The following is a 20039-nucleotide window of genomic DNA, read 5'->3' as shown; positions in this document are numbered from 1 at the left end:
ATAGGTAATAGTGGTCTGTTAGGGTTAGGTGATGACCGAAGGTTGTGGTCGGCCCGTACGCTGCTGAATTTGGGCTACGTGATCGGCAATTTGAATAAGGTTGGCAAGGGCCACTTGGGTATCTAGATCGTGCCAAGCTGGATCCGGTTCAAAGGTTTCCAAGTAGACCCGTAGGGTCGCCCCTTCAGTTCCTGTCCCGGAGAGACGGTAAATAATCCGGGCGTCGTCTTCAAAGCAGAGCCGAATTCCCTGTCCGGTGGTGATGCTGTGATCGACAGGATCGGTATAGCTAAAATCATCAGCAAGAATTACCTCCCGTTGCCCGAAGCGTTTACCCTTTAATTTAGGAAGTTGCTTACGCAGATCCTCCATTAGTTGCTGGGAAATATCGGTGGGAAGATCTTCGTAGTCGTGGCGGGAGTAAAAATTGCGGCCACAGCTGGCCCAGTGCTCCCGGACAATGGCCTCCACCGACTGGCGGCGTACCGCCAAAATATTGAGCCAGAATAGGGTTGCCCAGAGTCCGTCTTTTTCTCGGAGGTGATCAGACCCGGTGCCAAAGCTTTCCTCGCCACACAGGGTAACTTTGCCCGCATCCAGAAGATTGCCGAAAAATTTCCATCCAGTGGGGGTTTCAAAGCACTCGATTCCCAGGGCTTCAGCAACCCGATCGGCTGCCCGGCTGGTGGGCATGGAGCGGGCAATACCGGCTAAACCTAACCGATAACCGGGAATATGATGGGCGTTAGCTGCCAAAATAGCCAGGCTATCGGAAGGAGTCACAAAGAAACGTTTGCCTAGGATCATGTTACGATCCCCATCCCCATCCGAGGCGGCGCCGAAGCTGGGGGCGTTGCCCCGATACATTTTGGTCACTAGAGATTTGGCATAGACAAGATTGGGATCGGGGTGGCTTCCACCAAAATCCGGCAGGGGGTCACTGTTCAATACAGTGTCGGGATCAGCCCCCAAACGGTGTTCTAGAATCTCCCTGGCATAGGGGCCGGTAACCGCATGCATGGCGTCAAAATGCATGTGGAAGACCCCGGTGTCAAACAGGGTTTTGATCCGGGGGAAGTCAAATAATTCTTCCATTAACTCCACATAATCAGCCAGGGGGTTGATAATCTCAATAGTCATCCCAGCCAGATTCCGAACTCCGAGGGTGTCAAGGGGGATATTCTCGGCTTCCACCATCAGATAGCGGTCAATTTCCTTGCTCCGGGCATAAATAGCGTCAGTGACCGATTCGGGCGCTGGGCCGCCGTTGCCAATATTATACTTAATCCCAAAGTCACCCTCCGGCCCTGCTGGATTGTGACTGGCGGAAAGAATTATCCCGCCAAAGGCTTTATAGCGGCGAATGACACAAGAAACCGCAGGGGTAGAAAAGAGCCCCTCACAGCCCACAAGTACCCGGCCCACCTTGTTGGCAGCAGCCATCTTGAGAATGATTTGAATGGCCTCTGGATTGTAATAGCGCCCGTCCCCCCCTAAAACTAGCGTTTTTCCTGTAAGCTTCCCCAGGCAATCGAAGAGGGATTGCACAAAATTTTCCAGGTAATGGGGTTGTTGAAAGTGTTTAACCTTTTTTCGCAGACCAGAAGTCCCCGGGCGCTGGTCAGAATAGGGGGTAGTCGGTACAGTACGGATATTCATGGTAAATAGTGCTCTCGCAGAGGCTGAGTTATTCTCTTTATAGTTAGATATCATGAAATAGTCACATTCAACCATAAGGAGTGTTTGAAATCGACCCTTGATTCCGGGGGAGTTGCCCTTATGTTAGCTGATTGGCATCAATCCAGTTTCCATTATACGGAGGAGATCCACATACTATGACTGTAGCAAGCCATAAGGAAACTTTGGGCTTCCAAACCGAGGTGAAGCAACTGCTGAGCCTCATGATCCATTCTTTGTATAGTAACAAGGAGATTTTCCTGCGGGAGTTAATCTCTAACGCGGCTGATGCGGCTGATAAGCTGCGTTTCGAAGCGCTCACTGATGATGCGCTTTACGAGGATGATAGTACCCTCCGTATTCGCCTCAGCTATGACAAAGACAAGCGAACCATCACTATCACCGATAACGGCATTGGCATGGGGCGCCAGGAGGTTGTTGATAATATCGGCACGATTGCCAAGTCGGGCACCCGGGCCTTTTTGGAAGCTCTTTCCGGCGATCAGGCTAAAGATGCGCATCTTATCGGGCAATTTGGCGTGGGTTTCTATTCTGCCTTCATTGTCGCTGACAAGGTGGTTTTGGAAACCCGGCGGGCAGGGGTGGGTCCGGAGCACGGCGTACGCTGGGAATCGAGAGGTGAGGGCGATTATACCATTGAGACCATAGAGAAAGCGTCTCGCGGGACCCAGGTGACTCTCCACCTGCGGGAAGGGGAGGAGGAATTTTTAGATGGTTGGCGTTTGCGCCATATTGTCACTAAGTACTCAGATCACATTGACTTACCCATTGAAATGAAGCAGGAAAGTGGGGGCGACAAGAAGGAAGATGAGCAGGAAGAATGGGAGCAGATCAATAAAGCCACCGCTCTTTGGGCTTTGCCTAAAAGCGAAATCAAAGAGGAAGAATATCAGGCCTTCTATAAACATGTCGCCCACGACTTTGAAGATCCGCTGGCGTGGACCCATAACCACGTGGAAGGTAAGCTCGAGTACACTTCTCTGCTTTTTATCCCTTCCCGAGCTCCCTTTGATCTCTGGGACCGAGACCGTATGCACGGTATCAAGCTCTATGTGCAACGGGTATTTATTATGGATGATGCCGAGCAGTTAATGCCCCGCTATCTCCGCTTTGTCCGGGGAGTGGTGGATTCCAACGATTTGCCCCTCAATATCTCCCGTGAAATTCTCCAGAATAATAGGGTGATTGATAGCATCCGCGCTGGCTCGGTGAAGAAGGTTCTGGGATTATTGGAGGATATGGCTAAGCGTGACTCCCAAAAGTACCAAAGCTTTTGGAAAGAATTTGGGCAGGTCATGAAAGAAGGACCTGGTGAAGATCCCAATAACCGGGAGCAGATTGCCAGGCTATTACGTTTTGCTTCCACTTATCATGACAGTGACGAGCAAACTGTCTCTTTGGCCGATTATCTGTCGCGGGTGAAAGAAGGACAGGAAAAAATTTACTATATCACTGCTGATACTTTCCTGGCTGCCAAGAGCAGCCCCCATCTGGAAGTGTTCCGGAAAAAGGGGGTTGAGGTTTTACTGCTTTCCGATCGGGTGGATGAGTGGTTAGTGGCATCGCTCCCTGAGTTCGAAGGTAAGCCCTTGCAGTCGGTCACCAAAGGTGAGCTGGATTTGGGCAATTTGGAGGATAAGCAGGAAAAACAACAGCAAAAAGAGGTTGAAGAAGACTTTAAAGGCCTTGTTGAAAAGGTTCAGAAAAGCCTCGGTGACAAAGTCAAGGAGGTGCGAGTCACTCATCGTCTAACGGATTCCCCGGCCTGTTTAGTGGTTGAACAGCATGATATAAGCGGCTATCTTGAGCGCCTCCTTAAGGAGGCAGGGCAACAAACGCCTCATGTCCAGCCGATTCTTGAACTAAATCCAACCCACCCCATTATTGTTCGCCTTAAAGGGGAGGAGACGGAAGAAGGCTTCGATGATTGGGCTAACCTTTTGTTTGAACAAGCTTTACTTGCTGAGGGAGGGCGTCTTGAAGAACCTGCCCTATTTGTTAAACGTTTAAATAATTTACTCTTGACAGTAGCAGGTTAAGCAGGTTAACCCCGAGGGAGAACGATAGTCTCCATTGGTCTCCCTAAGAATTGAAGGTGATCCCCTATGAAAGCTTAGGCATGGCTACACGTGAACCTGTGGTGTTTATTGTCGATGATGACTTTGCGGTTAGAGACTCATTGGGTCTGTCACTCCACTCAGTGGGTTATCGTGTAAAGTGCTGCGAATCTGTCAACGCTTTTCTCAGAGCCTACGAGCCTAACCAGCCTGGCTGTGTTGTTTTAGATGTTTGTATGCCAGAGAGCACAGGTTTGGAGCTGCAAGAGTATCTTGCCTCTCAGGAGGTTGATATTCCGATTATTTTCATCACAGGTCATGCTGACGTGCCGACGGCAGTGCGGGCGGTGAAGCAGGGAGCGGTGGATTTTTTACTTAAACCCTTTAACTTTGAGACCTTACTAGAGTGCGTTCATAAGGCTATTGGCCTAGATCAGATTAAACGGACCGAGCGAGCGCAACGGGATACCATTGAAAAACGGTTGGCTTCCCTGACTCCTAGAGAAAGGGATGTCCTCAACCAGGTAATCGAGGGAAAGCTCAATAAGGTGATCGCTGCCGAGTTGGGGGTTAGCATCCGTACTGTGGAAATCCACCGTGCCCGGATTATGGCTAAGATGAGAGTAAGGCGTGCTACTGAATTAGCACGCCTTGTTCTAAAGCTCCGACGTTCCTCATAGACGGGTTGCAGGCCCGAAAATGGTTCTTCGTAATAAGTAGAATTACCTATTTAGCTCCCGTAGCGAGCTATTTATACTAGGCGGATACTAGCCGGACCTATTAATTAAAGGTCTAGAGAATAGATGCTGCGCTATATTTTGTAGTGCGAAGCAGTTCAGAATAAAGGGAGGTACTGATGTTGCAGCAGCAATTCCCTCGCCTATTGAACCAAGGAGAGCCTGCTATGTCTTTTAACGTTGGCACCGCTACAGAAACGAATGTGATTACTTTGGCCACCTCTGAGATACTAGATTTCTCCCTATGCCAAGAGTTTTGGCATGCAGCGCAACAAGCCCGCGATAGGGATGTAATATTTGTTATTGACATGGGGCAAACTGAGATGATTCGCGATTCTGGTTATGCCTTGCTATTGATGTTAAGAGAATGCACGGGAAAGGATCAGAGCGATATCAATATAGTCAATTGTCGCCCAGAACTCCAAAGGCAACTGCAAGCACGAGATTTTGATCGTTACTTTACGTTTACGTGACCCCGGGGAGACGATCAAAAAGAGAATAAAAAAATATTTTATTTTTATAAAAATATTTTATTTTTATAGATATAGGTTATAGATAAAATTGGTAATTTAGAATTAGCACTCGCGTAAGTGGGGCCAACGCTGGGTGAGATCCGCCAGGGTGATTTGGTTCAGAAAATCATAAAGCCGTACGCTGAAGTCATTCCAAAGTCGTTCGGCTTCACTTACGGAATTATTAGCAATAGCCAAAGGATTGAGCTTACCTGGTTGTTTATCTACTGCAGCAATAATTTCGGCAATGGTGATTTCCTCGGCAGCTCGGGCAAGATGATAGCCTCCACCTGGACCCCGCACTCCTTCCACTAAACCGTGGTGGCGTAGGTTAGCAAAGATTTGCTCTAGATAAGAGACAGAGATATTGTCAAGCTGGGCTATATCTCCTAATGTAACTGAGCTTGGCTGCTTGGCCAAGGCCAAATTCATCATGGCGCTAATCGCATAACGGGGGCGGTTGGAAAGTCTCATAGGCAACTAATACATTACCAGACGAGATAAAATAATAACATACAGAGCGTCAAAAAATCACCACTGGGCTGTATATAAATCTTGAGTATTCTAGTCAAGATAGACGATCCAGAGTAGGGTTGCCATGCGATTTAAAGTTGCTGAATCTATCGAGATCCTTGCTTCTGAGCAGTGGAATGTATTGGAGGGAACCGATAATCCTTTCCTATGTTATGAATTTCTAAGTGCCCTTGAGCGCCATGGCTGCATCGGGACCCATGTGGGTTGGCTTCCACGATATCTGCTTGCTGAGGATGAACAGGGTAGCTTGCTGGGGGCGGTTCCTTTATACCTCAAATACAATTCTTTTGGCGAATTCGTATTTGATTGGTCCTGGGCTGAAGCGTGGGAACGGGCTGGAGGACATTATTATCCTAAATTAGTAGTCGCCGTACCTTTTAGCCCTGTGACCGGCTCACGGCTACTGTTGAAGCCGGGTGTAGATAAAATGCTAGTCCATGGGCTTATTCAGACGGCAATGACGCTGGCTAAAGAGTGGGGAGTTTCATCCCTTCACTGGTTGTTTCCTCACCAGCGCGAGATAGAGTGGCTGGCAGGCTGTGGGTTACTCTTGCGCCAAGGCTATCAGTTTCATTGGTGCAACCGAGATTATCAAGATTTTGATGGGTTCTTGGCGGCCTTGAGTTCAAAGCGGCGTAAGGAGGTTAGGCGAGAACGTCGCCAAGCCCAAACACAAGGGGTAGAAATCAAAGTTATCCATGGTAATGAGGCCACCGATTTAGAGTGGCACGCCATGTATCAATTTTACCGGGCTACCTTTAATGCCAAAGGGAATTACCCTGCTCTTACTTTGCCCTTTTTTAAGTCTCTGGGGCGGACCATGGGGCAAGCGGTGGTATTGGCGTTGGCTACTCGAGGGGATAAGCCTATTGCAGGGGCTTTATACCTACGAAGCCAAGACACCCTTTATGGCCGCTATTGGGGATGTCACGAGTACTTGGCTAGTATGCACTTCGAACTGTGTTATTACTGCGGTCTAGAATATTGTATTAAGCACCGTTTACAATGGTTCGAGCCTGGAGCCCAGGGGGAGCACAAGATTAGCCGTGGTTTTTTACCCACCGTCACTTGGTCCGCTCATTGGCTCAGTGACTCCAGTTTCCATGGGGCGGTTGCTGATTTTCTTGTCCAAGAGCGCCGGATGATAAGGAACGCTATAGTAGAATTGGGAGAGCATAGCCCTTATCGGCAATAATTAAGCAAAAAGAGGCATGGGAATTGCTATAGCTCCTGAGTGAGTCAAACCGTTGGCGGCAGGACAATTCTTCCAAAATAACAATAGGAAATCTTGAGTAATGCCTAATTTTTTGTTGTTATTCATTAGCTTGGCACTGATTTTAGCAAGTCCACCTGTGATCGCAACGCCGCCTACTGAGCTTCCTTACGAAATTATTGTCATAAAGTCCAAACGATTACTGATGGTGAAAAAGGGGGCGCGGGTAATTAAAAAATATCATGCTGCCCTAGGACAAGGGGGGATAGGGGGGAAGCGTGTTGAGGGAGACAAACGCACTCCAGAGGGAGAATATGAGATAGTAGATTCTTGGCCCAGTCGTAAGTTTTATTACTTCATACATCTCAATTATCCTGGTCGTCAGGATGCCATGGCGGGGTACAAAAAAGGGCTGATTTCATGGGAGGAGCTAATCCATATTTACCGAGCCCATCAAGAGCAAAACGGGGTTCCCCCCCAGCAAACTCGGTTAGGGGGATTTATAGGGATCCATGGTATCGGGGAAGAAACAAATCAAAAATTAGCGATTCACCATGATTTTGACTGGACTCGAGGTTGTATTGCTCTTACCAACGCTGAAATTGATGAATTGCGTCAGTTTATAGGGCCGGGCACCCCGGTAACCATTCTTAATGATCCCGCTGATAAACGTTTGTTTGTTGGTATTAACGTAGAATCAAATATTTCCCTTGCAGATTAACCCATTTTCCCTGGTTGATGTTGATAAAGTAGTGTATGAAATTTGAAATCTTGCCCGTTACTCCGTTTATGCAGAATTGCACCCTGCTTGCTTGTGAAGAGACCAGGAGGGCAGCAGTCGTTGATCCAGGGGGTGATTTGGAGCGAATCCTGGAAAAAATTGAGGCTAACCGATTAAAAATAGAGAAGATTCTGGTAACCCATGGGCACATTGATCATGCTGGGGGCGTGGCCGAATTGGCTCGCCGGTTAGGCGTGCCTATCGAGGGACCCCAAATAGAGGATAAATTTTGGATTGATTCATTGCCTTCGCAAAGTGAAATGTTTGGTTTTCCTCCTGCTGAATCCTTTGCGCCTGATCGTTGGTTAGAGCAGGGTGATACGGTCTCCTTTGGCAATATAGTACTTAACGTTTATCATTGTCCAGGACACACGCCCGGCCATGTAATTTTTTTTCATCCGAATAGTCACCTGGCCCTCGTTGGAGATGTATTGTTTCAGGGTTCCATTGGCCGCACTGATTTCCCCCGCGGCGATTATGATGCTTTAATCTGCTCCATTCGTGAACGTCTTCTTCCTCTGGGAGATGAGGTCCGATTTATTCCAGGTCATGGACCCATGTCCACTTTTGGAGAAGAGCGACGATTGAATCCATTTTTGAGGGAAAATAGCTGAGCCAAAAGTTCTGCTACTGCTCCTCTCTCACATGCTTATGGCATTTTGCGCAAGTTACGGTCAACTGGGAGTAACTACGGGCAGCGATGTCAAGGTTTTTATCCTTAGCCGCACCTATGAGTTCCTGCAGGTGGTCACGAAACTCAGTACTATATTCTTTATATTCTGGGGTTTTCATAACATACCATTCGCTCGCATGACTCATTGCCAGCATTCTTTTGGCTTCCTCTAAGATCTTAAAAAAATCTTCCTCGATTAAGCCCTCCAAAACATCGTGGGAACTAGAGAGTTTCACCTGCATAAACTCTTTTACCTTGCTTTCTTCCTCTGGTGGGTTGGCTGCATTGAGAGGATGGAGCGCCACTACAGACAGCATAACAATGGCAAAGAAACAAGAACTGGTCAGAGTCAATTTATTATTCATAGAACCTCCTTAATTTTATTCCAATCACTAAATTGTAAAAGGCCCTGCATTAAAAACTAGGCTATATTGAGACAGGAATCAAAACCTATCGGAGCTATTATCTAAATAAATTATAGTCTTTCCCGTTTGAGTTAGACCTCAGGAGCTTGGGGGTCAGCGTGTCAAGATATGCTGCTGGAAGCTTGACGTCGGGCCACGTTTGTCCCAAGCCCAACGGGATTTCCTCTACGGGGGAACCGCTATAGCTTCTGACATTTTATTACACACCTGTAATCGATGAAAAAACCATAAAATATAAATACTTATAAGAAATTTATCCGACATGCATTGCTATAATGTAGTCAAACCTGAGTACAGTGGGGGAGACTGATGGTGGAATTTAAGAAAAATGATTAAGTTAATATATCTTAGTTTTGGAGCCATTTCTGTCTTCACGGGTTTGATTATATTTTGGTTACCAATTCCGCTTGGGCTTCCATTAATCTTAATTGGGTTGCCAGTTTTAATAAAACATTCACCGCGCGTATGAGATTGGATGAATCAATTAGCCGAGAAATATCACCTAGTTGAGCAGATATTGAAGCGTATTAGCTCTGATAAAAATTAAATATATTTCTTGAAAATTAATTTATCCTTAGCCATTTTAAATAATTTAATCATTTGAATAATATGGAAAACTCAAAAAACTTTCAGATCGAGCCGCTTGAAAATATGGTATCTGTCGGCGCTGTAAAGGCAAAATCAGCTCGATTATGGATTCGTTCAGAAAGACCCGGAACTTTGTGTTTACGTTGGTGGAAAATAGGAGATCAGGAAAATGTACAGGAAGGATATATAGCAATAGAATATGAAAATAAAAATGATAATACTTACAGTATAGAATTTCCATTTACCTTGGAGAACCAATTTTTAGAGCCTTTAACCCGATATGCTTATGAAGTCAAACATTTAACAGATGATCAGCTCATTGGAGCAGGAACTTTTGAAACAGCTCCTAGTCATCCCGATCAAACACCGAGTCGTTTCTCAATTGCGTTAATGAGTTGCAATCAGCCATTTGATGAAGATGGTTTGGTCCACTTAGAATCTATTCAAATGCTGCGTGCCGCAAAACGATGTATGGAGTACCACGATACCAAATTCGTTTTGATGATGGGAGATCAGATGTATTCAGACTATCCGCGGAATCTTTCTCTTTTTAATCCAGATTATCTTTCTTTTATTGCATCTGAAGATAAAAAAAACATTTTGGAATATAAGAGCGAAAGTATACGGAAGATATTTCAACATCGTTATCGGTATTTCTGGAATCTTGCCGATTTAAAAACAATACATAGGGAGTATCCCTGCTATCCTATTTGGGATGATCATGACATTATTGATAATTGGGGTTCTGATCCAAAGCATCAAACTCCCCAATGGCAGGAGTTCTTCATAGGAGCAAAATTAGCTTATTTTGATTATCAAGCTTCCTGCGTGATGGATTATCAGAAAGAACTACCGGATTCGTTTGATTATGATATTAGCTATGGAAATACAGCTGTCTTTGTCCTGGATTTGCGTTCTAATCGAAAGGCTGGAAGAAATGGAAAACTTTTTTCTAAAAAACAACATATAAAAATTGAAAAATTCTTAAAAGCACATAGAGACAAAAAAATATTGTTTTTTGTACTGAGTGTGCCTGTTATTCATTTACCTCGTTTTCTAGCAAAGCTGGCAGCTAGAATTACTTATTCTGGTGAAGATTTTTCAGATCGGTGGTCTTCTGGTGCCCATGTGCAGGATAGAAATAAATTTCTAGAAACGATTTATCAACATCAGCTTAAGTATCCTTCGCAAAAAATGATTTTGCTAAGTGGAGATATTCATATTGGGTGTGTTCACCGTATTAAGTGGAATAAAGAAGGACCTAATACTTATCAAGTGGTTTCTAGTCCCATTACCCATATCAATACTTTTTTTGTGCAATTCTTTTCAAAGCTTCTTATTCGGGCTAACCGAAAGGTATCGATTAATAATGGTTTATTGAATGCAAAAGTTAATTTTTTAAAGGGGGTAAAAAGCTATATAAAAAATCCTTATGGTGGATTAAATCTTGGTCTTATCGAAATTAAAACGCCTCAACCTGGTGTTGATCCGAAAGTTAGATTTTATATTTATGGACATCAAGGGGAAGAACCTGTGTGTGTTTACTGTTCACCCTATATATGAGGTTGATGCTAAATTTAGTGGTGAACTCACCAATGGTGTTTTCGGAGATTCCACTTATACAAAAACCAGGCAAATGCATTATAGAGAAAAATAGAAATCTGTTTTATTATAGGAAAGGAAACAAGCTTAGCTTTCCAACGCTCATTAGGTGAATGCCTCCAAATGACCTCGAATGCTTCAACTCCTACTTTTATTTCTCCTTTTTCATTTATTGCATGAAGCCTTTTTCGGACAAATTCAAGATCAGGTGATATCTCATTATGGATGCCTGATTGGGTATGAACATCTTTCCATTCTATTCTACAGTGAGCCATTTTCGCCTTTTGATTTTTTATCCCTGCATTACAGACTGGGCATGCACTGTTGTAGTACACTTTTATAGGTTTTTTATCATTATTTTCCATAAATTATCTTTTAAACCACTGTTCGATTTTAACCCCTGCTTTGTCTGAGTGTTCTTCTTTTATATGAGTCGATATCGTTGCAACTGCCGATAATAGTACGCCTAAATCATCCACATAACCCCCTGGCAGTAAATCAGGTAAAGTATCAACTGGAGAGATAAAATAAATTAAAGCACTATAAATAACTGTTTTTGCCCATTTGGGAGTATCTTCATCTTGTAAAGCATAATAAAGTTTCAAAGCGGTTTCTATAACATTCACTCCTGCTGATTTTGCATATATGCTGATCTTCTCCCAGAAGACCCTCTCTGAGTATTGTGTCGTTCGATTCCGTTTTTTCATAATTAAGACCCAAAGTTTTCAAGCCCTAGCCGCTTATGCCATTGTGCAAGAGATTCTTCCGGATTTTATAATCTCCACCTAGATTAATGGTATAGCCCCCACCGCCCGCGGTTTTTCGGCAGATAGAGCAATAACAGAGGTTAAAGGGGTAAGGGTGTGGGGAATGAAGTGTAAAGCGTACGCTGCCGCAATGGCATGAACATTTAAGCTGCATGTATTTGACCTCCCCCTAACTTGTTAGAAAATAAAAGGAATAAATTTTTTTGTTCTTGCTATATAATCGAGATATTCAGGGAAATAATTCTTTAATAGAATCTCCTCAATATGGGATTTGGCTATTAAAACTATTACTAACATTGTCAAGCCGATAAAATTTAGATAATGGAAATTGTAGGTTGTGATACCCAGCATTACTATGCATAAACTGGTATACATAGGATGGCGGATATATTTGTAAGGGCCATGAGTAATAAGATTGGCATTATGTTTTATTTCAGGGTGGATATTAAAATTATTTAACCGGTTAAAGTAAAGTGTGATTATTCCAGCGACTAATCCAATAGTCACTAAGAATAAGCTAGACGTAAAATTCCTATCTGCTAGAGCAAAAGGAAAGTAGCATAAAATAATTGCTACAAACTGTAATGTGACTAGAAAATAACCCATCAACTTAATATTCATGTGACAAAATATATAAAAGAGATAATCATGAATGGCAAAACTACTAATGATATAGGCCGTTATTCGCTCCTCGGCAAAGTGGAGGGGGCAGAGAAAGTATTCCTGTCGGGCAGACGGAACCGGGAATCGGATTTAGAAAGCAAAGTGATGCTTGTTAAATACTCCTCTGCATCTGTAATCATGCCTGGTAGTTTCGGTACTCTTGATGAAGCTTTTGAGGTCGTCACACTGGTGCAGACAGGAAAATTAGAGCGGTTTCCCATTATTGGCATGGATGGCGATTTTTGGGAATATTTACGGCGTTTCGCTCAAGAAACCATGTTGAGCGAAGGGGTGATTAGTCCCAAAGATGTAGAAATTATCCATATTGCGAACACTGTGGATGACGCTGTTGAGATCATTCAGCAAGCGTAGGGTGGGCACGGTATATTTTAATCCTCGCAATAAAAAACAGGGCGTAGGCAACGATTAAGGCGCCTAATATTTTAAGGATAGTATTCTCGATAGCGAAGATCACTGAATAACCCCCGAAAAAAATTAATGAGAGAATAGCAATGATCTTGGCTCTCAAGGGAATAGTTCTATGCTCATGCCAATTCTTGATCATCGGTCCGAAGGTAGCATTTTCTATAAGCATTTGGTGAAGTCTTGGAGAGGATTTGGCAAAGCATCCCGCGGCCAAAAGGAGAAAAGGGGTCGTAGGAAGGAGGGGGAGGATAACTCCCACTGTCGCAAGCCCCGTAAAGGCAAAACCTAGAACTTTGTAGAACCACATGAATAAAATGACCTAACGGATTAAGTACCTATCTCTTCTGCATCCGGTGAAGGGGAAATAGCGGTGGGCCTATTCCCCACTGCACTGTGTTTGAGCTTTATATATTATAGAGAATTGTAGGGAGAGAATCAGGGGCTATGAGCACCTTATTAGCTTTGGCCGGGCGGCGATAGGGCAACGTCTATTATTGGCTTTTCATTAGCCCTTAACAATACTGCCATTTAACAGACATAAAACCTCAGTAGTGTGGCGCGTTGGATCCTTTTCGATCCCGCCTGAACCCTCTTTATGATAAAGAACTGGAGGATCTAATGCGCCTAAATAGCTCTATACTTATGATTACCATTATCTTTGCAGCATTATCCGCCCTTACCCCTGCCGACGGTTTGGGAAGTTATGAAGACCATAAGTGGGGAAAAGATAAGCAGGAAAAGCTGTTCGCCAATAAAAAAAGGGGCCAACCTGTGCAGCTTGGTCCCCGGCCATTCTATCTCGTGGAAGACATGGAGAAGGGCGAGCTCAAGAAGGCCCTTCAAGCGTGTGCCCAAGGTCCCTTCTACCAGACCGATTTTTCCATCGGCCACCGGGGCGCCCCCCTGCAGTTCCCCGAACACACCAAGGAGTCCTACGAAGCAGCCGCCCGCATGGGGGCCGGTATCCTAGAGTGCGATGTCACCTTCACCAAGGATAGAGAGTTGGTATGCCGTCACTCCCAATGCGATTTGCATACCACCACCCATATCCTTGCCACCGACCTGGCTGCTAAGTGCTCTGTACCCTTTACTCCCGCTGAGATCGACCCTTTTACCGGCGAAACTATTGCACCGGCTTTGGCCAAATGCTGCACCAGCGATATTACCCTAGAGGAGTTCAAGACCCTTCAGGGTAAGATGGATGCTTTCAACCCCAACGCCACTACCGTCGAAGAGTATATGAACACCACTCCAAGCTGGCGTACCGATCTGTACTCCACCAAGGGTACTTTACTCAGTCATGCAGAGAGCATTGAGCTCTTTAAGACATTGGGCGTGAAGTTTACCCCTGAGCTTAAAACGCCCGCTGTTAATATGCCTTTTGAAGGCGATTATACCCAGGAGGATTATGCCCAGCAGTTGATTGATGAGTACCATGAGGCAGGTGTTCGGGCGAGGAAAGTGTATCCTCAGTCTTTCAATCTCGATGATGTGCTCTATTGGATTAACAATGAGCCCGCCTTCGGCAGGCAGGCGGTGCTTCTTGATGACGCCAACTCCGTTAGCGAGCTGGACTCCTCCCTGGCTGCCATGGAGAGCCTTGTTGCCCAGGGGGTGAGAATTATCGCGCCCCCCATGTGGGCACTGTCGGAACTTAATGAGAATAATGAGATTGTGCCCTCGGAGTATGCCTTGAATGCCAGAGCCGCTGGTCTTGACATTATCACCTGGACGATGGAGCGCTCCGTTCTGCTCAAGGACGGCGGCGGTTGGTACTACCAGACCATTACCGATGCCATCAACAATGATGGCGACATGCTGGAAGTGCTTGATATCCTGGCGAAAGATGTGGGTATCCTGGGCATGTTTTCCGATTGGCCCGCGACGGTGACCTACTATGCCAATTGTATGGGCTTAAGATAACTCCAGCTAAAGGGCAGGCGGGTGCTTGAAAGTTATCATGAGAGGCCCGTCTGTCCTCTGGGCTAGGGACGGGAGACCCTTCCTTCCCTCTCTCCCACCTGGACCAAGTTGTGGGGAGGAACCCTCTAGCTGGACCCACCGTCCACGGACATCACCCTTTCTAAAAAGGTATCACTTGGATAGCACGATGAGGATGGCCACCAGGATGTCAGCACCGAAGGCTAACAGGCTGTAATTTCGATGCTCCTTTTCATTTTCCGCCTGGGGCAGCAGATGGGTAGCGCCCACATAGATGAGCACCCCTGCCGACAAGGACAGTAAGGCTCCCAGTAATGGTTTATTAATCTGGCTAATGTAGGGATAAGAAATCAGCGTACCTAGAGGCGTGGTCAGTGAGGCGGCGAGAAAGGCCAGGATCAAAGATGTTTTTTCGCTAAATCCCCCGCGTAAAAGCAGCAAGTAGGTGATGATTCCTTCAGGAAATTCATGGAGTACCATGCCGGTGGCGGCCAGTGCTCCAGTAAAGATGCTGACAGTAAACGTGATGGAGTACATGAACCCGTCAATAAATGAATGGAAACCAATACCAAACATGGGGATCAGTCCGATACTGTAACGGGAATTCGGATTCTGCTCACAGACAAAAGCGGTGATAAATCGGCTGAGCAGATGCAGCAGAACAAATCCCACTAGTAAGTACACAGGGGCATTGACATTCATCTCGAAGGACTTCGGGATGATGTGCAAAAAGGATACGGAAATCAGCACGCCAGCGGCGAAGCAAACGAAGTAGATGCTATATTTTCGGCCCCAGGCCTCAAAGTGGCGAATAGTGTAGATACCCATCGCCGTCACCAGTGCTGCCAAGGAACTAGCTGCCAATGCCACCCAGAATGTGTTTTCCATGTTATTTGCTCCAGGGTACCTTAGCGATTGTAAGCAGAACAGTGAGCAAACCCCATTCTAGATGGACAAGGAGCGGCATGCCTTGACCATCATGAAAGCCCCCTCGCCATGACCAGCGCGCAAGGCTTTGATCTTGCGGATCTCTGGCAGTCGAAGCTGTTATTCGTAAAGGGGAGAGCTTCGGCGATGGCCTGTGCAGAGGAAATGCCTCTTTTGGTCGCATAGGCCTGTACCTTATGTGCCGGGTCGATGCCAACCTGGACCCTTAGCGGGGCGGCGAAGCGCCCAGTACCGACGCCGATAGCGAGCCCCAAGCCATGCCAGGGCAGCAATGAAGCGCTATCTTTCTCCATCAGGATAGCTTGCTTTGCCATGCTAAGTGGGTCCAAGTTTTTGAGAACTTGCATTGACCCTACTATAATTAAATTATGAAAAATTTCCTAGGTCGCAGCTTTATAACAGGTGCGAGATCAGACTTTGGTGTTGCAGAAAGAGCACTAAGGGCAGAGCAAGAGGATTTTCGCTGTACTCTTCGCCAAAGATCTTTTGGAAGATCACGTGCTAAACTTCAACGAATATTCCTGAGAAATAGCGAAGTCACAATACCTTGCTGTGATGAAGGGGAAAATTAAGCTCAAAACTGCACAAGTTTGTCAAACCCGTATCATCGAGTACATGCTGTATGTAAAGGTCGATGTGCAGAAGACGTAGCAGAGAGGAAAAAAAGATATGAGAAGACTCTATTTTATGGTACCTAATGTTGGCAGTGCCAAAGCCATAGTTAATGAGCTGTTGTTGGCTCGGGTAGAAGAGCGGCATATCCATATTATTGCCAAGGAAGGAACCCCTATGGAAGATCTTCCGGAGGCGGGACTCGCGCAAAAAAGTGATTTTGTCCCAGCCCTGGAGAGGGGCATTGCGGTAGGTGGCGCCACCGGTGTTTTGGCGGGAATAGTCGCTGTCACCTTTCCGCCGGCAGGGCTTGCCCTGGGTGGCGGAGCTATATTAGCGACGGGCCTTGCGGGTGCCGGTTTTGGAGCATGGTTTTCCTCCATGATTGGCTCAGATGTCCCTAATACGCAAATTAAGCAATATGAGGAAGCCATTGAAAAGGGAGAACTCCTGATGATGGTAGATGTCCCCAAAGATCGGATTGATGAAATTGGTGAATTGGTGAAAAAACATCATCCCGAGGCAGAAATTAATGGGACTGAACCTACTATTCCGGCATTTCCCTAATCTCCAAGTTCTTTCTTTCCTACCCTCATAGGAAGAAACCCCATTTCAGAAGTTCCTGTCAATTCAACCCCGGCTGGTCTTTCCCGTTAAAAGGGATGAGTCCAGTCCCGGGGAACGGACTTTGAAGCCCACCCTCTAATTGAATAGAGTACTGCCTGCTGGTTCAAACCCAGTGGGATGGTAATAAAGTGCTGGATTTGCTCTTTAAACGGCGAAAGCACAGGGGCAGATTCAACTCCTTGCGCTGCTTCCTTTTTCGTTAGGAGTTCAATAGAGCTGAAAAGTTAAGCTCGAAATTAAGCGAAGTTTTTACTATACAACATAGAGTAAAACAAGTGCTTCGTTCAGAAGCCTACATGCAGATGCAGCAAAGAGGGAAAAGAACATGAGAAGACTTTATTTCTTGATACCTGATGTTAAAAATGCTCGCAAAATTGTCAACGAGCTGTTGTTGGCCCGGGTGGAAGAGCGGCATATCCATATCCTTGCCAAGGAGGGAATTCCCCTGGAAGATCTTCCAGAAGCGGGATTGATGCAAAAAAGCGATTTTATTCCAGCACTTGAGAGAGGAGTTGCGGTAGGCGGCGCTACCGGTGTTTTGGCAGGATTGGTGGCTGTCACTTTTCCGCCGGCAGAAATTATCCTTGGTGGGGGTGCCATATTAGCGATGAGTCTTGCAGGCGCCGGTTTTGGGGCATGGTTTTCCTCCATGATTGGCTCAGATGCGCCCAATTCGCAGATTAAGCAATTTGAGAAAGCCATCGAACAAGGAGAACTTCTGATGATGGTGGATGTTCCCAAAGCTCGGGTTGATGAAATTGATGAGTTGGTGAAGAAGCATCATCCGGAAGCAGAAATTAGTGGGACCGAACCTACCATTCCGGCATTTCCCTAAAGGCGTTACTGTTTAGAGGGTCGAATAAAAAATTAATGGGGCGTGGTGTGCTTGTGATCATAAACTTCGGTGCATAGGCGGCGTTACTCTGCCGTGGCAGTTTTGCCGCTATGCACCGGAATATTGTAAGGCCGTACTTTATTCGACTTTGATGCGACGCCGTTTTGATTTTTTTACCTTGGGCAAGGTGAGCTCCAAGATACCTTCTTTGAAAGAGGCTTTCCCTTTCTCACTTTCCACATCACTGGGTAAAGTAACGGTGCGGGCAAAGCTGCCACGGGATATCTCGTGGCGATAATAATCTCCTTTTTCTTCTTTTTCTTCAGTACTCGTGGTGGCTTTAATAGTGACCGTATTATCGGTAACTGAGATATCTAGGTCTTTTTTTTCTACTCCCGGCAGTTCGGCGCGGACAACCACCTCTTCATCCCGATCGACCACATCCACTCGGGGGATTCTGCCTTCAGGGGGCCAGGTGAGTTCACCCCACATCGGCCGTTCCCGTTGAAAAGGGCGCATCCAACCCCGGGGAAAGGCACTTTCGAACCACCGTTCCATTTCTTCAAAGGGTGAGAGCATGCGGGTAGGTTCCACCCTCTGCTTTTCTATTTCTTTCCCCGTCTCTGATGTTGGTTTTCCGCTTTCTTTCGGCATTGCTAACGCTCCTTAATTTCTTCTAAGTGAAGGCTGGCCAAGGAAAAATATAATCCTTAATATTATCTAGAACACTATGGCGGAGGTTTCAATAGGCTAGAGCGATTTCTTGGTCAATTATTACTACAGATTTAATTTCCCTAAAAATACTCAGCAAATTTTTCCTTAGCTTGTTGACCAAACAGGGTCTCACAAGCCTCCCTCACTCCTGCTGACCTCTTAAGTTCTTGCTGCCGTATAATTAAGGCGATTTTAGAGCGTCTGCGTAGAAAATCTTCTAGTCTGACAATCATTTCTCTTCGCGCTGCCAGTTGCAGTTCGCAGCGGAGATATTCTGTTCCTTCAATGAGAACTTCAGCTTGTTGAGGATCGGTCCGGATCATTTCTAATAGGTTAATCGCCTCTGATCCGTATCTTCGCCAGAGGCGGCAGGTCAGTTTTTCCGTCGAATTTGGTGGAGTGTAGCCGTCTAAATCCATTAATTCGGCCTGATGCAAAAATGCTTTTTTTATGGCTTCCGGTGGTTCACCAAACCAGGAGTATTGGGGATGGGGAAGGATGACTCCTAGAGCCTGCACTAACTCGCAAATTTCTTCTCCCACATTGAGGCAATCTGTCAGCTTTCCCCCAAAGATGCTGATATGGTCGCTTTCCCAATTGACATCAATCTCGTGTTTACGGGAAAGCTCCAACCAATCTCTTTTTCCCGAGGTGCCTGTTTTGACGACTAGAGGCCTAACTCCACAGCGCGCGGCGATGATATCTTCCGTTTTCAAGGGCTCCTTGAGGGTAAGCAGTTTATTAATATTATCAAGAATAAATTGGCGATTTTCCGCAGTGACGGTGGTAGTAGGATCTTTTACTGGGGTGTCGGTCGTTCCGATACAGGTTTTTACACCCATGGGAATGGCAAAAAATAAGCGTCCGTCACTGGCAAAAAAGGCAAGTACCCGCTGATGAGGGGTGAGTCTGTCGACGATTAAATGCACCCCTTTAGAGAAGACATGTTGATGGGGCGTTTTTTGGCCGGTCAGCTGGTTATGTTGGTCCACAAAGGGGCCCGCGGCATTGAGCAGGACTTTAGACTTAATTTCGAATTCTTTACCATTCATATGATCCCTAGCCTGGGTTCTCCATACCTTATCGGTTCCTCTTTGGGCCCCTAGGGATTCCACATAATTGGCGGCGATACAGCCACAGTTTAAGGCGGAACGGATAAAATTAAAGACAAATCGGGCATCATTGTCATGTAAGTAGGCATCGGAATACTCGAAACCTCCTTGACTATTTTCTGTATTGATAATGTCTTCTTCTTTTTTTATATCATTCCGCGACAGGAGGCGGGGAAGTTGGGTAAATCCCTTGCCCATCAACCAATAGAGCCAAGCACCTAGCCACAGGAGTAAGCGAGGGTATCGAAAGTCTTGGGGAACCGTTGTAAAAAAACGGATTTCTTTGACGGTGGAGGGATAATTCTTCATTAATTGATTTCTAGACTGGCACAGTTTCCAAACTAGCCGGAAATCGTAAGTTTCCAAATATTTGATTCCACCCCAAATGAGATTAGAGGAATGCTGGCTGGTAAAACCTGCAAAATCTCCCTTGTCAATTAAGGCGACTTTAGCGCCTCTGCCGGCAAGAGCCGCCGCAGAGACCGCACCGTTAATCCCTCCGCCGATGATCAAAACATCATAAGTGGTGTGAGACAGCTTTCCTAGGTTGCGCTCTCGCAGTTGCATGAGCTAA

At 45.8% G+C, this 20039-nt stretch carries 22 protein-coding genes and 1 pseudogene; 11 read left to right on the top strand and 12 right to left on the bottom strand.

The features are described from left to right. Positions 1-24: 24 nt before the first annotated feature. The gene (locus tag E3U44_RS14630) at positions 25-1659 is read right to left on the bottom strand and encodes an alpha-D-glucose phosphate-specific phosphoglucomutase (RefSeq protein WP_134358866.1); all 1635 of its coding nucleotides are present in this window, start codon (positions 1657-1659) and stop codon (positions 25-27) included. Between the two features lie 176 nt (positions 1660-1835). Between E3U44_RS14630 and htpG the strand changes: the two genes are divergently transcribed. The 3 genes from htpG (at position 1836) to E3U44_RS14615 (ending at position 4965) form a co-directional block, all read left to right on the top strand. Further along, a complete protein-coding gene (htpG, locus tag E3U44_RS14625) occupies positions 1836-3737 on the top strand; it encodes a molecular chaperone HtpG (RefSeq protein WP_134358865.1) in 1902 nt (633 codons plus the stop codon). 80 nt (positions 3738-3817) lie between these two features. After that, positions 3818-4435 (top strand): response regulator transcription factor, encoded by a 618-nt coding sequence (locus tag E3U44_RS14620; protein WP_134358864.1) that lies wholly within the window; start codon positions 3818-3820, stop codon positions 4433-4435. 224 nt (positions 4436-4659) lie between these two features. Continuing rightward, positions 4660-4965, top strand: a complete 306-nt coding sequence (locus tag E3U44_RS14615) for an STAS domain-containing protein (protein ID WP_134358863.1) — start codon at positions 4660-4662, stop codon at positions 4963-4965. A gap of 102 nt (positions 4966-5067) precedes the next feature. On the opposite strand, the gene E3U44_RS14610 is transcribed toward E3U44_RS14615, so the two are convergent. Next, positions 5068-5478 (bottom strand): Rrf2 family transcriptional regulator, encoded by a 411-nt coding sequence (locus E3U44_RS14610; RefSeq protein ID WP_134358862.1) that lies wholly within the window; start codon positions 5476-5478, stop codon positions 5068-5070. A gap of 124 nt (positions 5479-5602) precedes the next feature. Here E3U44_RS14610 and E3U44_RS14605 point away from each other — a divergent pair, with 124 nt between their 5' ends. From E3U44_RS14605 to E3U44_RS14595, 3 genes are all read left to right on the top strand, one after another. After that, positions 5603-6733, top strand: a complete 1131-nt coding sequence (locus E3U44_RS14605; protein ID WP_134358861.1) for a GNAT family N-acetyltransferase — start codon at positions 5603-5605, stop codon at positions 6731-6733. A 100-nt stretch (positions 6734-6833) separates the two neighbouring features. Then, on the top strand, positions 6834-7472 hold the full coding sequence (locus E3U44_RS14600) for a L,D-transpeptidase family protein (RefSeq protein ID WP_134358860.1): 639 nt from the start codon (positions 6834-6836) through the stop codon (positions 7470-7472). Between the two features lie 35 nt (positions 7473-7507). Next, positions 7508-8146, top strand: a complete 639-nt coding sequence (locus E3U44_RS14595) for an MBL fold metallo-hydrolase (protein WP_134358859.1) — start codon at positions 7508-7510, stop codon at positions 8144-8146. A 13-nt stretch (positions 8147-8159) separates the two neighbouring features. On the opposite strand, the gene E3U44_RS14590 is transcribed toward E3U44_RS14595, so the two are convergent. After that, positions 8160-8570 carry a cytochrome c gene (locus E3U44_RS14590; protein WP_134358858.1) on the bottom strand — a complete coding sequence of 137 codons (411 nt, stop codon included), beginning with the start codon at positions 8568-8570 and terminating at the stop codon, positions 8160-8162. A gap of 669 nt (positions 8571-9239) precedes the next feature. Here E3U44_RS14590 and E3U44_RS14585 point away from each other — a divergent pair. Continuing rightward, positions 9240-10781 carry an alkaline phosphatase D family protein gene (locus tag E3U44_RS14585; RefSeq protein ID WP_134358857.1) on the top strand — a complete coding sequence of 514 codons (1542 nt, stop codon included), beginning with the start codon at positions 9240-9242 and terminating at the stop codon, positions 10779-10781. Positions 10782-10807: 26 nt separating this feature from the next. On the opposite strand, the gene E3U44_RS14580 is transcribed toward E3U44_RS14585, so the two are convergent. The 4 genes and pseudogenes from E3U44_RS14580 to E3U44_RS14565 form a co-directional block, all read right to left on the bottom strand. Continuing rightward, positions 10808-11185, bottom strand: coding sequence for a thiol-disulfide oxidoreductase DCC family protein (locus tag E3U44_RS14580; protein WP_134358856.1), 378 nt, complete (start codon positions 11183-11185; stop codon positions 10808-10810). A 3-nt stretch (positions 11186-11188) separates the two neighbouring features. Next, positions 11189-11527, bottom strand: coding sequence for a YkvA family protein (locus E3U44_RS14575; protein ID WP_134358855.1), 339 nt, complete (start codon positions 11525-11527; stop codon positions 11189-11191). Between the two features lie 73 nt (positions 11528-11600). Beyond that, positions 11601-11741: pseudogene (locus tag E3U44_RS20110) on the bottom strand (GFA family protein); the annotation flags it as partial. A gap of 23 nt (positions 11742-11764) precedes the next feature. Beyond that, complete coding sequence (locus E3U44_RS14565) at positions 11765-12193, bottom strand: methyltransferase family protein (RefSeq protein WP_240761834.1); 429 nt, start codon at positions 12191-12193, stop codon at positions 11765-11767. Between the two features lie 42 nt (positions 12194-12235). Here E3U44_RS14565 and E3U44_RS14560 point away from each other — a divergent pair, with 42 nt between their 5' ends. Then, entirely contained in the window at positions 12236-12622 is a 387-nt protein-coding gene (locus E3U44_RS14560; RefSeq protein ID WP_134358853.1) for an LOG family protein, read from the top strand. Here the strand turns inward: E3U44_RS14560 and E3U44_RS14555 are convergent. Then, positions 12606-12983, bottom strand: a complete 378-nt coding sequence (locus E3U44_RS14555) for a YbaN family protein (RefSeq protein ID WP_134358852.1) — start codon at positions 12981-12983, stop codon at positions 12606-12608. The two genes, E3U44_RS14560 and E3U44_RS14555, sit on opposite strands and share 17 nt — an antisense overlap. 311 nt (positions 12984-13294) lie before the next feature. Here E3U44_RS14555 and E3U44_RS14550 point away from each other — a divergent pair, with 311 nt between their 5' ends. Next, positions 13295-14599: a glycerophosphodiester phosphodiesterase family protein gene (locus tag E3U44_RS14550; RefSeq protein ID WP_134358851.1), complete on the top strand. Its 1305-nt coding sequence runs from the start codon at positions 13295-13297 to the stop codon at positions 14597-14599. A 171-nt stretch (positions 14600-14770) separates the two neighbouring features. Here the strand turns inward: E3U44_RS14550 and E3U44_RS14545 are convergent, their stop codons facing one another. Together E3U44_RS14545 and E3U44_RS14540 are read right to left on the bottom strand one after the other, a co-directional pair. Then, positions 14771-15505 carry a ZIP family metal transporter gene (locus E3U44_RS14545; RefSeq protein ID WP_134358850.1) on the bottom strand — a complete coding sequence of 245 codons (735 nt, stop codon included), beginning with the start codon at positions 15503-15505 and terminating at the stop codon, positions 14771-14773. An 89-nt stretch (positions 15506-15594) separates the two neighbouring features. Further along, positions 15595-15912, bottom strand: a complete 318-nt coding sequence (locus E3U44_RS14540) for a methyltransferase domain-containing protein (protein WP_134358849.1) — start codon at positions 15910-15912, stop codon at positions 15595-15597. Positions 15913-16234: 322 nt separating this feature from the next. Between E3U44_RS14540 and E3U44_RS14535 the strand changes: the two genes are divergently transcribed. Both E3U44_RS14535 and E3U44_RS14530 read left to right on the top strand, forming a co-directional pair. Beyond that, entirely contained in the window at positions 16235-16744 is a 510-nt protein-coding gene (locus E3U44_RS14535) for a DUF1269 domain-containing protein (RefSeq protein WP_134358848.1), read from the top strand. A 385-nt stretch (positions 16745-17129) separates the two neighbouring features. Then, positions 17130-17639, top strand: coding sequence for a DUF1269 domain-containing protein (locus tag E3U44_RS14530; protein ID WP_134358847.1), 510 nt, complete (start codon positions 17130-17132; stop codon positions 17637-17639). Positions 17640-17777: 138 nt separating this feature from the next. On the opposite strand, the gene E3U44_RS14525 is transcribed toward E3U44_RS14530, so the two are convergent. Together E3U44_RS14525 and E3U44_RS14520 are read right to left on the bottom strand one after the other, a co-directional pair. Next, positions 17778-18293 (bottom strand): Hsp20/alpha crystallin family protein, encoded by a 516-nt coding sequence (locus E3U44_RS14525; RefSeq protein WP_134358846.1) that lies wholly within the window; start codon positions 18291-18293, stop codon positions 17778-17780. 140 nt (positions 18294-18433) lie between these two features. Next, complete coding sequence (locus tag E3U44_RS14520; protein WP_134358845.1) at positions 18434-20032, bottom strand: glycerol-3-phosphate dehydrogenase/oxidase; 1599 nt, start codon at positions 20030-20032, stop codon at positions 18434-18436. Positions 20033-20039 lie beyond the last annotated feature (7 nt).

This window comes from Nitrosococcus wardiae, assembly GCF_004421105.1.
GTDB lineage: Bacteria > Pseudomonadota > Gammaproteobacteria > Nitrosococcales > Nitrosococcaceae > Nitrosococcus > Nitrosococcus wardiae.
This window is presented reverse-complemented; position numbering and strand designations above follow the sequence as displayed.

What these genes read in the sequence shown, in the direction of transcription:
- E3U44_RS14595 (WP_134358859.1), top strand. Translation starts at nt 7,508, where the DNA reads ATGAAATTTGAAATCTTGCCCGTTACTCCGTTTATGCAGAATTGCACC.
- E3U44_RS14575 (WP_134358855.1), bottom strand. Translation starts at nt 11,527, where the DNA reads ATGAAAAAACGGAATCGAACGACACAATACTCAGAGAGGGTCTTCTGG.
- E3U44_RS14610 (WP_134358862.1), bottom strand. Translation starts at nt 5,478, where the DNA reads ATGAGACTTTCCAACCGCCCCCGTTATGCGATTAGCGCCATGATGAAT.
- E3U44_RS14565 (WP_240761834.1), bottom strand. Translation starts at nt 12,193, where the DNA reads ATGGGTTATTTTCTAGTCACATTACAGTTTGTAGCAATTATTTTATGC.
- E3U44_RS14620 (WP_134358864.1), top strand. Translation starts at nt 3,818, where the DNA reads ATGGCTACACGTGAACCTGTGGTGTTTATTGTCGATGATGACTTTGCG.
- E3U44_RS14630 (WP_134358866.1), bottom strand. Translation starts at nt 1,659, where the DNA reads ATGAATATCCGTACTGTACCGACTACCCCCTATTCTGACCAGCGCCCG.
- E3U44_RS14535 (WP_134358848.1), top strand. Translation starts at nt 16,235, where the DNA reads ATGAGAAGACTCTATTTTATGGTACCTAATGTTGGCAGTGCCAAAGCC.
- E3U44_RS14605 (WP_134358861.1), top strand. Translation starts at nt 5,603, where the DNA reads ATGCGATTTAAAGTTGCTGAATCTATCGAGATCCTTGCTTCTGAGCAG.
- E3U44_RS14560 (WP_134358853.1), top strand. Translation starts at nt 12,236, where the DNA reads ATGAATGGCAAAACTACTAATGATATAGGCCGTTATTCGCTCCTCGGC.
- E3U44_RS14555 (WP_134358852.1), bottom strand. Translation starts at nt 12,983, where the DNA reads ATGTGGTTCTACAAAGTTCTAGGTTTTGCCTTTACGGGGCTTGCGACA.
- E3U44_RS14545 (WP_134358850.1), bottom strand. Translation starts at nt 15,505, where the DNA reads ATGGAAAACACATTCTGGGTGGCATTGGCAGCTAGTTCCTTGGCAGCA.
- E3U44_RS14600 (WP_134358860.1), top strand. Translation starts at nt 6,834, where the DNA reads ATGCCTAATTTTTTGTTGTTATTCATTAGCTTGGCACTGATTTTAGCA.
- E3U44_RS14525 (WP_134358846.1), bottom strand. Translation starts at nt 18,293, where the DNA reads ATGCCGAAAGAAAGCGGAAAACCAACATCAGAGACGGGGAAAGAAATA.
- E3U44_RS14585 (WP_134358857.1), top strand. Translation starts at nt 9,240, where the DNA reads ATGGAAAACTCAAAAAACTTTCAGATCGAGCCGCTTGAAAATATGGTA.
- E3U44_RS14530 (WP_134358847.1), top strand. Translation starts at nt 17,130, where the DNA reads ATGAGAAGACTTTATTTCTTGATACCTGATGTTAAAAATGCTCGCAAA.
- E3U44_RS14615 (WP_134358863.1), top strand. Translation starts at nt 4,660, where the DNA reads ATGTCTTTTAACGTTGGCACCGCTACAGAAACGAATGTGATTACTTTG.
- E3U44_RS14590 (WP_134358858.1), bottom strand. Translation starts at nt 8,570, where the DNA reads ATGAATAATAAATTGACTCTGACCAGTTCTTGTTTCTTTGCCATTGTT.
- E3U44_RS14540 (WP_134358849.1), bottom strand. Translation starts at nt 15,912, where the DNA reads ATGCAAGTTCTCAAAAACTTGGACCCACTTAGCATGGCAAAGCAAGCT.
- E3U44_RS14580 (WP_134358856.1), bottom strand. Translation starts at nt 11,185, where the DNA reads ATGGAAAATAATGATAAAAAACCTATAAAAGTGTACTACAACAGTGCA.
- htpG (WP_134358865.1), top strand. Translation starts at nt 1,836, where the DNA reads ATGACTGTAGCAAGCCATAAGGAAACTTTGGGCTTCCAAACCGAGGTG.
- E3U44_RS14520 (WP_134358845.1), bottom strand. Translation starts at nt 20,032, where the DNA reads ATGCAACTGCGAGAGCGCAACCTAGGAAAGCTGTCTCACACCACTTAT.
- E3U44_RS14550 (WP_134358851.1), top strand. Translation starts at nt 13,295, where the DNA reads ATGCGCCTAAATAGCTCTATACTTATGATTACCATTATCTTTGCAGCA.